13 protein-coding genes are annotated in these 15,208 nt (G+C 46.0%); 10 read left to right on the top strand and 3 right to left on the bottom strand.

From position 1 onward, the window contains the following. Window positions 1-70 precede the first annotated feature (70 nt). Entirely contained in the window at window positions 71-1,888 is a 1,818-nt protein-coding gene (gene pepF, locus AC0J5I_RS14575; RefSeq protein ID WP_475301442.1) for an oligoendopeptidase F, read from the top strand. A 51-nt stretch (window positions 1,889-1,939) separates the two neighbouring features. On the opposite strand, the gene AC0J5I_RS14570 is transcribed toward pepF, so the two are convergent. Beyond that, a complete protein-coding gene (locus tag AC0J5I_RS14570; protein WP_475301439.1) occupies window positions 1,940-2,638 on the bottom strand; it encodes a DsbA family protein in 699 nt (232 codons plus the stop codon). Window positions 2,639-3,001: 363 nt separating this feature from the next. Then, entirely contained in the window at window positions 3,002-3,595 is a 594-nt protein-coding gene (locus tag AC0J5I_RS14565; RefSeq protein ID WP_107995963.1) for a CYTH domain-containing protein, read from the bottom strand. A gap of 294 nt (window positions 3,596-3,889) precedes the next feature. On the opposite strand from AC0J5I_RS14565, the gene yjbM reads away from it, so the two are divergent. From yjbM to mgtE, 5 genes are all read left to right on the top strand, one after another. Then, the gene (yjbM, locus tag AC0J5I_RS14560) at window positions 3,890-4,522 is read left to right on the top strand and encodes a GTP diphosphokinase (RefSeq protein WP_107995962.1); all 633 of its coding nucleotides are present in this window, start codon (window positions 3,890-3,892) and stop codon (window positions 4,520-4,522) included. 32 nt (window positions 4,523-4,554) lie between these two features. Next, window positions 4,555-5,385, top strand: a complete 831-nt coding sequence (locus AC0J5I_RS14555; RefSeq protein ID WP_475301429.1) for an NAD kinase — start codon at window positions 4,555-4,557, stop codon at window positions 5,383-5,385. A 2-nt stretch (window positions 5,386-5,387) separates the two neighbouring features. After that, window positions 5,388-6,341: an NAD(P)-dependent oxidoreductase gene (locus AC0J5I_RS14550; RefSeq protein ID WP_475301425.1), complete on the top strand. Its 954-nt coding sequence runs from the start codon at window positions 5,388-5,390 to the stop codon at window positions 6,339-6,341. A gap of 261 nt (window positions 6,342-6,602) precedes the next feature. Beyond that, window positions 6,603-7,532, top strand: coding sequence for an RluA family pseudouridine synthase (locus AC0J5I_RS14545; protein ID WP_475301421.1), 930 nt, complete (start codon window positions 6,603-6,605; stop codon window positions 7,530-7,532). Further along, complete coding sequence (mgtE, locus tag AC0J5I_RS14540; protein ID WP_268811291.1) at window positions 7,513-8,883, top strand: magnesium transporter; 1,371 nt, start codon at window positions 7,513-7,515, stop codon at window positions 8,881-8,883. Before AC0J5I_RS14545 ends, mgtE begins: the two co-directional genes overlap by 20 nt. Before the next feature lie 297 nt (window positions 8,884-9,180). Here mgtE and AC0J5I_RS14535 read toward each other — a convergent pair whose 3' ends face one another. Further along, entirely contained in the window at window positions 9,181-9,618 is a 438-nt protein-coding gene (locus tag AC0J5I_RS14535; protein ID WP_475301415.1) for a GNAT family N-acetyltransferase, read from the bottom strand. A gap of 153 nt (window positions 9,619-9,771) precedes the next feature. Here AC0J5I_RS14535 and AC0J5I_RS14530 point away from each other — a divergent pair, with 153 nt between their 5' ends. The 4 genes from AC0J5I_RS14530 (at window position 9,772) to AC0J5I_RS14515 (ending at window position 15,040) form a co-directional block, all read left to right on the top strand. Beyond that, the gene (locus AC0J5I_RS14530; RefSeq protein WP_475301411.1) at window positions 9,772-10,848 is read left to right on the top strand and encodes a M42 family metallopeptidase; all 1,077 of its coding nucleotides are present in this window, start codon (window positions 9,772-9,774) and stop codon (window positions 10,846-10,848) included. Then, window positions 10,836-11,939 (top strand): AI-2E family transporter, encoded by a 1,104-nt coding sequence (locus AC0J5I_RS14525; RefSeq protein WP_475301408.1) that lies wholly within the window; start codon window positions 10,836-10,838, stop codon window positions 11,937-11,939. Before AC0J5I_RS14530 ends, AC0J5I_RS14525 begins: the two co-directional genes overlap by 13 nt. A gap of 180 nt (window positions 11,940-12,119) precedes the next feature. Continuing rightward, complete coding sequence (locus tag AC0J5I_RS14520) at window positions 12,120-13,478, top strand: FAD-dependent oxidoreductase (RefSeq protein WP_475301404.1); 1,359 nt, start codon at window positions 12,120-12,122, stop codon at window positions 13,476-13,478. Window positions 13,479-13,654: 176 nt separating this feature from the next. Further along, a complete protein-coding gene (locus AC0J5I_RS14515) occupies window positions 13,655-15,040 on the top strand; it encodes a hemolysin family protein (protein WP_475301400.1) in 1,386 nt (461 codons plus the stop codon). Window positions 15,041-15,208 lie beyond the last annotated feature (168 nt).

Raw genomic sequence — 15,208 nt, 5'->3', positions numbered from 1 at the left:
AACTCTAAGTACCCTTTCGGTCACAAGGTATGCTAAAATTATACTATTGAAAATTAGAGGGGGAACTCGGATGACAAACACAGATAAACAATTGAAGAGAGCGGAAGTCCCGGAGGCATCCACATGGGATTTGACAGCAATCTTTGCGACAGACGAAGCTTTCGGGAAAGCGTTGGATGAATTAGCAGGTGCAGTGCCGTTCGTGCGTGCGTTGCAAGGAACCGTCGGCTCGAGCAGTCACGCCTTGTTGAAAGGGATTGAAGAAGTCCTCAAAATCAACCAGAAATTGGAAAGGGTCTATGTTTACTCCCATCTGAAGAATGATCAGGATACAGCGGATAGCCTATATCAAAACCTGCATGATAAAGCCTTGTCGATCTTGACGAGCGTCAGTGAAGCTACCTCTTGGTTCGAACCGGAAATACTGGAGATTCCGGAGGACGAACTGGAGAAATACTTGGCAGAAAACGAAAAGCTGCAGCCGTATGCGCATCTCTTGGATAGCCTAACTTCTGCTCGTGAGCATGTGCTGACCGCCAGAGAAGAAGAGCTATTGGCGGGGGCTGGGGAAATTTTTGCTGCGCCAAGCAAAACTTTCTCGGTTCTCAATAATGCAGACATCACCTTCCCGACAGTCAAGAACGAGGAGGGCCAAGATGTCCAACTGACTCACGGTTTGTATGGGCAGTTGATGGAAAGTCCGGATCGGGAAGTGCGCGAAGGTGCCTTCAAGGCGCTCTACCAAACGTATGAGGGTCTGAAAAATACGTTTGCGACCACCTTATCCACGAACGTGAAGGCGCACAATTTCAAAGCCAAAGTGCATAAATATGAATCCGCCCGTGCAGCGGCGTTGGCAAACAATCACATTCCGGAAGCGGTTTATGATACGTTGCTCCAGGTAGTCAATGAGCACCTGCCTTTGCTGCATCGCTATGTGGACTTGCGCAAGGAGTTGTTGGGTGTAGAGGAGTTGCATATGTACGATATGTATACGCCTCTGACAGGGGAAGCCCCGATCAAATACAGCATCGAGGCGGCGACGGAAGAAACCTTGAAAGGACTTCAGCCGCTTGGAGCGGAGTATCTGACTATCCTCCAGGAAGCATTCGGAAATCGATGGATCGACTGGCTTGAGAATGAAGGCAAACGTAGCGGGGCTTATTCTTCAGGCGCATACGACACGAATCCGTATATCCTGATGAATTGGCAAGATTCATTAAATCAACTGTATACCTTGGTCCATGAATTGGGTCATAGTGTGCACAGCTATCTGACAAGAAAGAATCAGCCATATGTATACGGCGATTATTCGATCTTCCTGGCCGAAATCGCTTCGACAACGAACGAAAATATTTTGACTGATTATTTGCTGAAGACCCAGACTGATCCAAAGGTCCGTATCTATATTTTGAATCATTACCTGGATGGCTTCAAAGGAACGATTTTCCGCCAAACCCAATTTGCTGAATTCGAGCACTACATCCACCAGCAAGCTTTGGCAGGTGTGCCGTTGACGCAAGATTTCATGACTTCTTATTATGCAGAGCTGAATGCCAAATATTATGGTCCGACCGTCGAGAAGGACCCTGAGATCGGCATCGAATGGACCCGCATTCCGCATTTCTACTATAATTATTACGTTTACCAATACGCTACCGGCTTTTCGGCTGCAACGGCGTTGGCAAAACGCATCGTTGAGGGAGAAGAAGGGGCGTTGGAGAAGTACCTTTCCTATCTGAAATCAGGGAATAGCGACTATCCGATTGAAGTGATGAAAAAAGCTGGCGTGGATATGACCCAGTCCGCTTACATCGAGGATGCCATGAAAGTGTTCGAGGAACGTCTGGATGAACTGGAACAATTGATTGCAGCGCAACAAGCGTAATAAACAATAAAAGCTTCGCGGTCCGTTGAGGACCACGAAGCTTTTTGCTTATCAGTGGGTGATGCGTTGGTAGTTTTTTCCGATTGTCGTGATGTTCGTTTTTTTCAGGTTGGCATGCTTTTGTCCACACTCGACCGAGCAGTCCTTGATCACTTCATGGAGTACTTCGGCAGTGATGTTGTCCTCTAACAAAAGGCCGTATTGATAATTAAGATTGTCAAAGATGACAAGCGACGGATTCGTTTTGATGTTCATTTCCTGGGCGATGTGCTGATCTGCTTCGTAGCTGCTTTTTACGAAAGGCGATTCTTTATCCTCAAAGAACATGTCGACATCCAGATTGGCTTTGGCAGCCACCACCGCCAATAATTCTTTGGAGTAGGTGGTGTTGCCGTCCGCAAGTGATTTCTGCAGATGAAGCAAAAAGTTGCGGCCGCGTTTTTTACCTTGCATCAAGGCAGCTTTATATGCCAATGAGGCATCATAGATTGAACTGTATATTTGGTTGCGTAAGGTTAGGTCTTTTTCCGGCAAATTTAATCTCTTCATATACTGTGTGACGGTATTGAAATTATGGAACGTGATGAAGCGGAAGTGGACTTTAGGTCCATCCAACGAACTCATGAATTTCAGGACTTCTTGTTCCGTACGGTAGCATTTGTGGCCGATCGGATTCACGAATAGATAAAGTTCAAAAATCTGTTGAGGAGAAGAGATAGAATCAGCGGTATTCTGTTTTGACCTATACATTTTATCCCTCCCTCTTTCCTATTTTGCTTACTTTAAGTTTACCAAAAAAAAGCCTAAACAAGTAGCAATAAGGCTTATCGAAGGGCTGCCTTTGGAGATAGGCTCTGATTCTTCCGTGAAACCTTCATTTTTTCTTGTTCAGTATCTTCTGTTTTATTCTCAAGGTGTATTTTACGAGACAATTAACAATTTTGCAACTAAATCGACTGATTTTTTTCATCTTGTATGGCCTAGAATCCGATTCAAATAGAAGGAATTCACGTTTTTGTCTGTTTTCTCGGAAGGTAATAAGCAAAAAGACCCATTCTCCGCTTGGATTTCCGCAGAATGGACCTGTCTGTATGGGCTGTTGCTGGTTACCGGCTATTGGTGTGTCGTCGAATTGGGATAGGCCAGCATGCGTTCAATTTTCTGTTTCGCTTTACGGACTTTGATGTCGTGAAGCTTCAGGAAATTTTGGAATGCAAGAGCTCCTTCGTCCAAAGATTCGGACTCGAATTCTAATTCGTAATCCATTTGATCTTGGTAGAAGCTTTTGTCCAAGAAGTAGGTCCCTTTGTCACCGGGAAAATCATAGCGGATGGTAGAGAGCTGGCCGATGATCCCAAGGTCTCCTGTCTCAATGCCTAACTCCTTCAGTTTTTCGGCTACATTTCCTGACGCTTTGATCTGGTGGGAATCGACCAATGCTCTTGCTTCTTCAAGGGTCAAAGCGTCGGTCGTTTCCAATTTTTCATTTTCCTGAATCGGCGTCTTCAAAGTGATTTCACCTTTATCTTCATACATGCGGATGCGCAGTCCGCTATTCAGGCCTTTGAGTTTATAGTCAGGTGTATCGAAATAGACGTTGGTTTGTTTGATGGGGTCTGTTTCATCAAGGTTGAAGGCAGTAAGCAACGCTTCGTATTCTTCTTTATTCAATAGGTTTTTGAATTCTTTTTCGATATTTTGGCTCATCGTCATTATTTCCTTTCGGTTATGAGGTTCATTTTGATTGCAACAGCTGTTCAAAAATCCGAACCTTCGTTACAGTCCGTTCATCAGCATATATACTAGCAGGCGATGCGAAATCTTATTCTTATTGTATCATAAGTTTTGCGGAGTTGATTATTCGGAGCTGCTAGTGCACATAGCATACCGTGTATATTTGAAGAAAAAATGAATTCGGTCCTTTTCGACAAGAATTGTATAGAATCATAAATAATTGTGATAAAATAAAGTAGCATATACTATATGATAGGGTGTCGTTCTATGGAAAATAAGGAAGTTGAAAACTGGGATTCATTTTTAGCGCCGTACGAACAAGCGGTAGAGGAATTAAAAGTTAAGCTGAAGGGGATCCGTAAGCAATACCGCGATGAGAATGCGCACGCGCCCATTGAATTCATCACGGGCCGCGTCAAAACGAAGGAAAGCATATTGGAAAAGGCGGAAGTCCGGGACATTGACTTGACCAGACTGGAACAAGATGTGCAGGATATTGCCGGCTTGCGGATCATGTGCCAATTTGTAGAGGATATACACGAAGTTGTGCGCCTTTTGCGCGCAAGAAAAGACTTTAAGATCATCATAGAACGGGATTATGTTACACATAAAAAAGAGAGCGGTTATCGCTCATACCATATGGTGATCGAATATCCGGTCCAACGCATTTTCGAAGAGAAGAAAATACTTGTCGAAATTCAGATCAGGACACTTGCCATGAATTTCTGGGCAACGATCGAACATTCATTGAACTACAAATATCGGGGCGAATATCCGGAAGAATTGCATGACCGCCTAATACGCGCGGCGGAAGCAGCCTTCCGACTTGACGAAGAGATGTCGGAAATACGCGAAGAAATCAAAGATGCACAGCGCTATTTTTCCGATAAAAAAGAATAAAGAAGACAAGGTTGGTCGAGAGGAGTTCAAATATGAAAATTGCACTGGTCCATAACCAGACGCCAGAGACTTTATCGGTCGCGGCGAAATTCAAAGAGATGTGCCTCTCTGAAAAAATCGAAATTGTCACGGACCATCCGGATCTTGTGGTGTCGATTGGGGGCGACGGTACCTTGCTGTCAGCTTTCCATAAGTACGAAGACCAATTGAGCCAAGTGCGTTTTGTGGGGATCCATACCGGGCACCTGGGCTTTTATACAGATTGGCGGACCTATGAACTGCCGGAGCTTATCGAAAGCCTAAAGCATGATAAAGGGGAAAGCGTGAGCTATCCCTTGCTCGATGTCCGCGTCAAGTATGCGGATGAGGAGGAAGAAACCCGCTATATCGCTTTGAATGAGGCGAGTCTGAAGAAAATGGATGGAACGATGGTTTGCGATATCTATGTGAAGGATGAGCTGTTCGAGACATTCCGGGGCGATGGTCTTTGTGTTTCCACGCCTACAGGTTCGACAGGTTTCAGTAAATCGCTTGGCGGAGCTGTTATCCATCCCCGAACGGAAGCTATCCAGCTGACGGAGATGGCCTCAGTGAATAACCGCATCTATCGGACGCTGAGCTCACCCATGATCATCGCGAAAGACGAATGGATCGTAATCTATCCGCACAAGGAAGACCGCTTGATTTTGTCTGTAGATCATTTGACCTTCAAGAAAAGAAGCATCGAACGACTGGTGTATCGGATTGCCCAAGAGCGTGTGCATTTTGCACGTTATCGTCACACGCATTTCTGGGATCGGGTCGAAGATGCATTCATCGGCGTAAAGAAAAACGACAGGAATGAACGGACAAAGGAGCAGTGAATATGGCGACTAAAAAGTGGCTGCTGAAGACAAATTTGAAGGAACAGCACGTCGAAAAGCTAAAAGAACTCTATCCGGATTACGAAATGATTACCAATGACGCGGAAACCGAAGCGTTCAGTGATGTCGAGTGGACTGTCGGCTGGAACGACAGATTGACGGATCTATTGGAGGAAGGACAGTTGCCTTCATTAAGATGGGTCCAAGCGATTTCGGCGGGCGTGAACAGCCTTCCCTTGGCAACCTTTGAAAGACAGGGAATCTATTTGACGAATGCGAGCGGCATCCACAGCGAACCGATTGCTGAATATGTCATCGGCGTGCTGCTTTCGCATATGCGCGGATTGCGGACTGCGATCCTGAATCAGCCGCAACGGAAATGGGAACAGACCACGGAACTCCAGGAGCTGAAAGGCAAGACGATGATGATCGTAGGGGCAGGCCACATCGGCAATCGCCTGGGGGAATTGGCTAAAGCGTTCGGAATGAAGGTCATCGCTGTCAATCGCAGCGGCAAGGACATACCAGGGTTGGATGTGACGGTCAAAATGGATAACATTGGCACGGTCATCGACTTTGCGGATGTTGTCGTGGACATCCTCCCCCAAACGGATGAAACCTACCGTGTTTTTGATGATGCTCTTTTCTCGCGCATGAAAAAAGGCGTTCTCTTTGTGAACGTTGGGCGCGGCGTCACAGTGGACACTGCCAGCCTCATCAAGGCATTGGACGATGGAACAGTGGCTTATGCGGCTTTGGATGTGTTCGATGAGGAACCGTTGCCTGCTGCCAGCCCTTTGTGGAATCATGAAAAGGTACTGATTACACCGCATTTTTCCGGTGTGGTTGAGCATTTCCGGGACAATCTGTTCGAAGTTGTCTTAGAAAATGCAGCGAGTTTTAAAAAAGACGGCAAACCAAGCCGCAACCTGATCGATTTTGAAAAAAAGTATTAACAAATAAAGTAGGGCTGCGCCAGCGAGTCAGATGGTGCAGCCCTTTTTGCGGACAATTTTTTTTTGCTTGATGACGGGGCATGAGTTGTAGAATACCCTCGTTTTGGTTAGAATAGGAATGTATGTTGCCGACCAGACGCCTGAAGGTCTCAAGACCATCGGGTTGATTGGGCAACCTGTTCCAAATCTGAAATAGCTTGGAACAAACCAAGGCGGAGGGCCCGCACACAGAGATTCGGTATAGAGTAGGGGTAGTGTAAAGTGATTTTTAGCTGGATATATGAAAAAGAAGAGACGACACTGATGAAGACTTTTTTACGTTCCAAGGGCGTATCAAAAAGTCTGTTGGCCACCATCAAATTCGATGGAGGCTGTATCTGGCTGAACGGCAAGGAAAGAACGGTATTGGCGACCTTGGAAAAAGGCGATAAAGTGATGATCCGCATACCGGATGAAGGGGAACATGAAACGACTGTCGGGGTGGACATGCCATTGGATATTTTGTTTGAGGACGAGCACTTTTTGGTTGTGAACAAACCGTTTGGTGCTGCTTCCATCCCATCGAAGGTGCACCCGCGTCTTTCCATGGCGAATCGCGTGAAAGGCTACTATCAACAGCAGGGCTATGTGGACCAAGTTATTCATATTGTTACGCGTCTGGATCGTGATACGACCGGCGTCATGCTTTTTGCAAGGCATGGATACGCGCATGCTCTGATGGATACGCTGTTGCGCAACAAGGAAGTCGACAAAACGTACCGGGCTGTCTTATCCGAACCAGTGCTGACAGAAACGCATGGATTCATCGATGCCCCCATCGGCAGGACAGAGGATTCAATCATAACGCGAATGGTCCGGGAAGACGGGAAACAAGCGCTGACGGAATACTGGTTGGACAAGTCCTATCCGGACGGACAGACTGTGAAAATCAAGTTGCATACGGGCAGGACCCATCAAATTCGGGTGCATTTCACCTCAATCGGTGCGCCTTTGCTTGGGGATGACCTTTATGGAGGGAAAGCTGACCCAGACATGTTGCGGCAAGCCCTGCATTGCGAGTCATTGGCATTTGTGCATCCGATCAGCGGAGAACCTTTAAAGATTGAAGCACCATTGCCAGATGATTTCATCAAGTGGGAAAGCAGACAGATCAATAAGGAGGCTGATATCCGTGTTGGAACCACAATATGAATTTGAACTAGACGAAGCGTTGGCGAAAATCCGCGAATCGCTCCAGGGAGAGGATATGGAAAGATTCCGTTCCGATTTTTTGGACTATCACCTCTACGATCAAGCCCAGATCTATCTGGCTTTGTCCCCTGAAGAGCGCATAACGGTGTACAATTATCTCTCCGCTAATGAGATGGCGGACATGTTCGAAATCATCGAAGAAGATGTGGAGTCGATCGAAGAGTATCTTTTGGAGATGAACAATCAATACGCAGCCGATATGTTGGCAAACATGTATGCCGATAATGCGGTGGATATGCTGAAGCAACTGAAGGATGAACGGATTTGGCTTTATCTGCGTTTGATGCCCATAGAGGCGGCGAAAGAGATTCGGGCCTTATTGAGTTATGAAGATGAGACTGCCGGGGCCATCATGACGCCTGAATTTGTCTCTATCGTAGCCAATCAGACGGTCCGATCCGCGATGGCCATCCTTAAGAGTAAGGCCCCGGATGCTGAGACAATTTACTATATCTACGTCGTCAATGTGGATAATGTGCTGGTCGGTGTCATTTCCTTGAGAGATCTGATCGTGAACGATGAAGATATGATGATCAGCGACATCATGAGTGAGCGTATCGTATCGGTGAACGTAAAAGAAGGGCAAGAAGATGTTGCCCATAAAATCAGGGACTATGACTTCCTCGCTGTTCCGGTAGTCGACGAAAACAATGTATTGCTGGGGATCATCACCGTCGATGACATCATCGACGTCATCGATGAGGAAGCTGTCAGTGACTTCTCCGGTTTGGCCGGGGTCGACGTTGAGGAGCAATCAGAAAACCCCTTTGTGGCTGCATCCAAGCGGTTGCCGTGGTTGATTACGCTATTGTTCTTGGGTATGGGTACGTCCACTTTGATCAGCCAATATGAGGGTTTGATTTCGGAAGCATCAATCCTTTCAGTGTTTGTCACCTTGATCACCGGAACATCCGGTAATGCGGGGACACAATCGCTTGCCGTTGCCGTGCGAAAGATCGGCATGCAGGATGATGAGGAGAAAAATTTGTTCCGTACCATTTTATCCGAGTTGGCGACCGGATTGATTTCCGGGTTGGTGACTGGGGTCACGATTGCGCTTGTCATCGGTGTTTGGAAACATAACTTCATCTTGGGTGGGATCATCGGCATTTCCATGTTGGTTGCCATCACGGTGGCGAATCTGGCCGGTAGCTTGATTCCGGTATTGATGGATCGTCTTGGCTTTGATCCTGCTGTCGCAAGCGGACCGTTCATCTCGACATTCAGCGATTTGACTTCCGTTTTGATCTATTTCAACATCGCGAAACATTTCATCACCACACTCATGTAGGTGCAACAAAACAGGCAATGGACAAGCAGCCGAAGCGGCTGCTTGTCCATTGCCTGTTTTGTTGCGAAGAGCTGTCACGCTATACTCAAACGCGTTCTGATTCGCAGACACCACTACCGTTTCGCTTAGTGTTAGTCCTCTTAGTGCTCGATTTCTACCCGCGATTTGTCATGGCTCTTGCGATTTTAATCGCATCAGGGTGCATCATTTTGCTTGTTACACAATTTGAAGTAAGGCCCTCTGATGTCGCCCTGTGACATCAGAGGGCTTGGTCGTTTACGACCACAGTGCATCTTTCTACTCTATCATTTTATCCATGTCGTGGTGTTGTATTCCGGCTTCTTCGTATTCTTCGCCGCAGATGCTGTAGCCGGCTTTTTCGTAAAAACCGATGGCGTGGTTTTGGGCTCCGAGGAACAGACGCTTACCGCCGATTTCGCGGACGTGCCTTTCGATTTCCTGCATCAGGATGCTGCCGTATTTCTTTTCCCTTACAGCTTTGCGGATGGCGACACGCTGCACCTTGTGTTTGCCGTTTTCCATCGGGTAGATGCGGGCGGTGGCGACAGGGATGGCTTCTTCGTATCCGACGAGATGCAAGGTTTTATCTTCCAAATTATCAATTTCAATGGAGACCGGGACCTGTTGCTCCTCCACGAATACTTCTTTGCGGATGGCCAAGGCATCCCGATAGGTTTTTGATTGTAAATCTTGTGTCCATTCAAAATGCAACAATGCGTATACCTCGCTTTCAAAATTTGTTGGGTTTGTAGAAACCTCTTTTCTTATTTTACCTGAATCGGCATTTTTTGTCTGAATTAATTACTTTTACCTCATTTACCCGTGTTCTTTTGCTATACTTATCTAATCAGCAAGAGGAGGAAAAGTATGCTAGACATAATTGAAACAATCCAACAATTGACAAACATCCCGTCGCCGACAGGATATACTGCCGAAATCATCGACTTTTTGGATGAAAACCTGAAACGGAAGGGGTACGAACCTGAAAGAAATCACAAAGGCAGCTTGATGGTGACTGTTAAAGGCACCGAAGATCAAAGCCGGCGCTTCGTGACCGCGCATATCGATACACTTGGGGCGATGGTACGCGCAATCAAACCGGATGGGAGACTGAAAATCGACCTGATCGGCGGCTTTACCTACCATTCCATAGATGGTGAATACTGTACGGTCCATAGTGCAGCCACAGGGAAAGACTGGACGGGGACGATATTATTGCACCAAACGAGCGTTCACGTCTATAAAGATGCGCGCACGGCCGAACGAAACCAGGATAATATGGAAATCCGTCTGGATGCAGAAGCGCAAACCGCCAAAGATGTCTCTGCTCTTGGCATCGGCGTAGGGGATTTCATCAGCTTTGCGCCTCGGACAGAGATTACTCCGACCGGGTACATCAAATCAAGACATTTGGACGATAAAGCCAGCGCGGCAATCCTGCTGCAGTTCTTGCACCGTATCGTTGATGAAAACTTGACGCTGCCTTATACGACCTGCTTCTTTTTTTCGAACAATGAGGAAATCGGCTACGGCGGCAACTCGAATATGCCGGAGCATACGGTGGAATATTTGGCTGTCGATATGGGCGCGATGGGCGACGACCAGCAGACTGACGAGTATACCGTGTCCATCTGCGTGAAGGATGGATCGGGTCCTTACCACTTTGGTCTTCGGCAGCAGTTGGTCGGATTATGCGAATCCCAGGCAATTCCTTTTAAACTGGACATCTATCCGTTTTACGGCAGTGATGCATCAGCAGCCATGAAAGCGGGTTGGGATGTCCGCCATGCTTTGATCGGGCCGGGAATCGATGCAAGCCATGCCTATGAGCGTACCCATCGGAAATCCTTGGAAGCTTGCTCCAAACTTTTGGAAGCGTACCTGTCCGCTCCAATGATCGGCAAACAGCCTGGGAAACAAGGGGATATTGAATGGAAAAATTAAGGAAAACAAATCTGCTCTATTGGAGTGTGTGGCTTTTGGTGATGGCGTGCCTGATATGGGTGTCCACCAAAATTGATTTTATTTTTTATCCGATCGGTGCCTTCATCTCGACAATCTTCACGCCAGTGCTTGTGGCGGGATTTCTGTATTATATTTTCACACCGTTCATCGAAATGCTTGAGAATAGGCTGAACATCAAACGACCGATAGGCATCCTCATCGTCATGGTTCTTATGATAGGCATGGTCATTTTCTCTTTTCTGGGACTCATTCCGAATCTCGTAAGCCAAATCGGAGAGTTATTGACGAATTTGCCTAACGTAGTCCGTTCCCTGAATAAACTTTATCAACAAGTCATTGCACAGGAATGGGTGGAGCGTCTGGATATCCCTACCCAATTGTCTCAGATGAGCGGAAATGTCCAAACCAGCATCAGCGCCTTCCTGAATGATCTGACGGGCAGCATCGGTTCTGTGCTGTCGGCCGTAGCGAACGTAGCCTTGCTCGTCATCATCATTCCGCTGATTTTTTTCTACATGTTGAAGGACGGACATAAGTTTCCTGTAGCGGTCGCCCAATTGCTGCCGCATGAATATTCTTCAGATGTGCTTGCGTTGCTGAAGGAAATCAACAAAACAATCGCCAAGTATATCAGTGGGCAGGCGCTTGTCTGTTTATTCGTAGGGACATTCACCTTCATCGGCTATCTGCTGATTGGACTGCCGTATGCCTTCCTGCTTGGGGTCACAGCAGCCATCACGAACATCATTCCTTATCTTGGACCATACATCGGCTTAATTCCGGCCGCTATAATCGGGTTGACTGTCGCTCCTTCAAAGGCGCTGCTGGTCTGTGTCGTTGTGTTGGTGGTCCAGCAAGTGGAATCGAACATCATCTCCCCCAATGTCTTAGGCAAAACGCTGGATATGCATCCGCTGACGATCTTGTTTTTGCTGTTGGCTGTAGGCAAAATATCCGGTGTACTGGGAATGATATTGGCGATTCCCACGTATGCCGTGGTGAAAACCGTTGTTCAATATGTCCACCGTTACGTTAAAAACAGAAGGGAAAAAGTGTTGCATAAACAATAATAAAAAATAATAGGGATTCCAAGGGTTATTGATTGCTTTTTACCTTTGGAATCCTTTATTATGTAAAAAGTGTTAAGGGCATAACGAATCAATTTGTGCAGTTTTTATTATGAATTATGAGAATGACGGCGATTGGTTTGTGCAAAATATATTAATGCGGAAAATTTAGGAGGAAGTATAATGAAAGTAATCGTAGTGGGATGTACACATGCCGGAACGTCAGCAGTGAAGACAATTTTGAAGGAGAATCCAGGTACTGAATTAACAGTATACGAAAGAAACGACAACGTTTCATTCTTGTCATGCGGGATTGCGCTTTACGTCGGCGGTGTCGTTAAAGATCCACAAGGATTATTCTATTCTAACCCTGAGGAGCTTGCTTCACTAGGCGCAAACGTAAATATGCAACATGATGTAACAAGCGTTGATACAGCTGCAAAAACTGTTTCTGTGAAAAACTTAGTTACTGGCGAAGAATTCCAAGATACATATGATAAGTTAGTTTTAACGATTGGATCATGGCCAATTATCCCGCCAATCGATGGCATCCAGAGCAAAAATGTTTTGCTTTGCAAAAACTACAACCAAGCGAAAGAAATCATCGCACGCAAGGATGACAAAAAGAAAATCGTCGTTGTCGGCGGCGGCTACATCGGTATCGAGTTGGTGGAAGCTTTTGCTAACGACGGTAAAGAAGTTACATTGGTTGATGGTTTGGATCGCATTTTGAATAAATATTTGGATTCTGAATTCACGGACATCCTTGAAGATGACTTGCGCGCACATGGCGTAAAAGTACAATTGAATGAAATGGTTAAAGGCTTCAAAGAGAACGAAGCTGGAGACATCACTACAGTAGTTACAACAGGCGGAGAATACGAAGCTGAAATGGTCATCTTATGCGTAGGGTTCCGACCGAATACGGACCTTGTCAAAGGCCAAGTGGATATGATGAAGAACGGTGCGATTATCGTGAATGATTACATGCAAACAAGCTTGCCTGACGTTTATGCAGCAGGAGACAGCTGTGCTGTAAACTACAATCCGAACGGCGGACATGCATATATTCCCTTGGCAACAAACGCTGTGCGGATGGGATTATTGGTCGGTAAAAACATCAACGGACCTAAAATGAAATACCGTGGAACACAATCCACTTCCGGATTGTATTTGAATGGCTTCACTATCGGTTCTACCGGTGTGAACGATGCAAGTGCTGAAGCTTTCGGACTTGAAACACGCTCCGTAGTTCTGGAAGACTTCTACCGTCCGGAATTCATGCCATCAAATGAAAAAGTGCTGATGAAACTTGTCTACGAAGTAGGCACCAACCGCATCGTCGGCGGACAGCTGATGTCCAAGTATGACATCACACAATCAGCCAATACTTTATCATTGGCTATTCAAAACAAAATGACGATTGAAGATCTGGCTTTGGTCGACTTCTTCTTCCAACCTCATTTTGACCGTCCTTGGAACTACTTGAACTTGTTGGCACAAAAAGCTTTGGAACAAGAAGCAGAATTAGCTGCCAAATAATTTAAACACGTTACTTTGTAACCCCTCTGTTAATCAATCCGTTGATTAACAGAGGGGTTCTTTGTGGAATAGATAGGGTTTCCGGATAAAACACTTGTATTTTTTGCTGGGTCATTAGATAATGAACGATAACGATAAACTTTCAAAGAGATAAAAAAACGAAGGAGAAACAATCTATGACCACAGACCCCAGTAATCAGACCTTGCTTTGGCAACTGCTGCTGATTGCGGTATTGACATTGGTGAACGCATTTTTTGCGGCATCCGAAATCGCATTTGTTTCATTGAACAAAAATAGGGTGGCAAATCAAGCCATCAAAGGGGATGAAAAAGCGCGTAAAATTTTGGCGCTTTTAGATCATTCTGATGATTTTTTGGCGACTATCCAAGTTGCTATTACTTTCGCGGGATTCCTTTCCAGTGCTTCGGCTGCCAATACATTCGCAGCCAGACTCGATCCCTATTTGAGCAATATACCCGGAGCGGAACAGGCTGCCATTCTGATCGTGACGTTAGCGCTCTCCTACATTTCCCTAGTCTTTGGTGAACTGTATCCGAAACAGTTGGGACTGCAACGCCCTGAAGAAGTGGCGCGGGCAGGTGCGGGCTTCATCACTGTCGTCCAAAAGCTGATGAAACCCTTCGTCTGGTTCTTATCCTTTTCCACCAGTGTTTTGGAAAAAATGACACCAATCACGTTCACGAGCGGCAACGATATGTTTTCGCGCGAAGAAGTACGGGACCTGTTGGAAAAGAGTAGCGATGAAGGGACCATCGAACGGATGGAATTCAACATGCTGAAGGGGGTGCTTTCCATGGATAACAAAATGGCCCGTGAGGTCATGGTACCGCGGACGGACACCTTCATGCTGAATGTGAACGATGATGTCGATGCTAATATAGAAGCAGCATTGGATTCCCCTTATACCCGCATACCAATCTATGAAGATGATAAGGACAATATCATAGGTGTATTGCATCTGAAAAATTTATTGAAGGAATCCAAGAATACCCCTATAAATCTGATTGATCTTCGAAAAATCATGAATGAGCCTCTGTTTGTTCCGGAAACGATCATGACCGATGAATTGATGTCCTACCTGAAGAAAAGCCATAACCAATTGGCGTTGCTCCATGACGAATATGGCGGCATGGTGGGGATTGTAACCTTGGAGGATATCCTCGAAGAAATTGTTGGCGATATCGAGGATGAATACGATGAAAGCTATGTCCTTATCGAGCGGATCGGCGATAATGTCTACGAAGCGGATGGAGCCACGCCATTGCATCGCTTCAATGATTATTTTGGCACGCAACTTGAATCGGCGGATGTCGATACGATCGCCGGTTATCTGTTGACTGAGTTGGGTGAGTTTCCGGAAGAAAATGAGGAAGCGTCCATCGAAGAGAACGGATTGATCATAAAAACGTTGGCGTTCGACAATCGCCGTCTTTTGAAAGTCGGAGTGTCTTATATGAACGAGAATGACCGACCCGCAAAAGAACGTTTTAAAGAGGACGAGGTTAAAGAAGCTGCCGATGTAAAAAAAGAAACAGAATGAATGATGAGTAGTTTTGCCTGGATCGATAATAGTCGGTCAGGGTGAAACTGCTTTTTTTGGTCCCCATACTGTTGCAAGGACAATCTTGTGGAATGCTCGGATTTCTTGTATAATAACAAAGGCATTGTCGTGGGTTAGCGTGTGCATATTGCTCATGCTATCTTTTTG

This window comes from Trichococcus sp. TS_SC_9, from assembly GCF_056156325.1.
The sequence above is the reverse complement of the archived record's forward strand: the minus strand, read 5'-3'. Positions and strand labels throughout refer to the sequence as shown.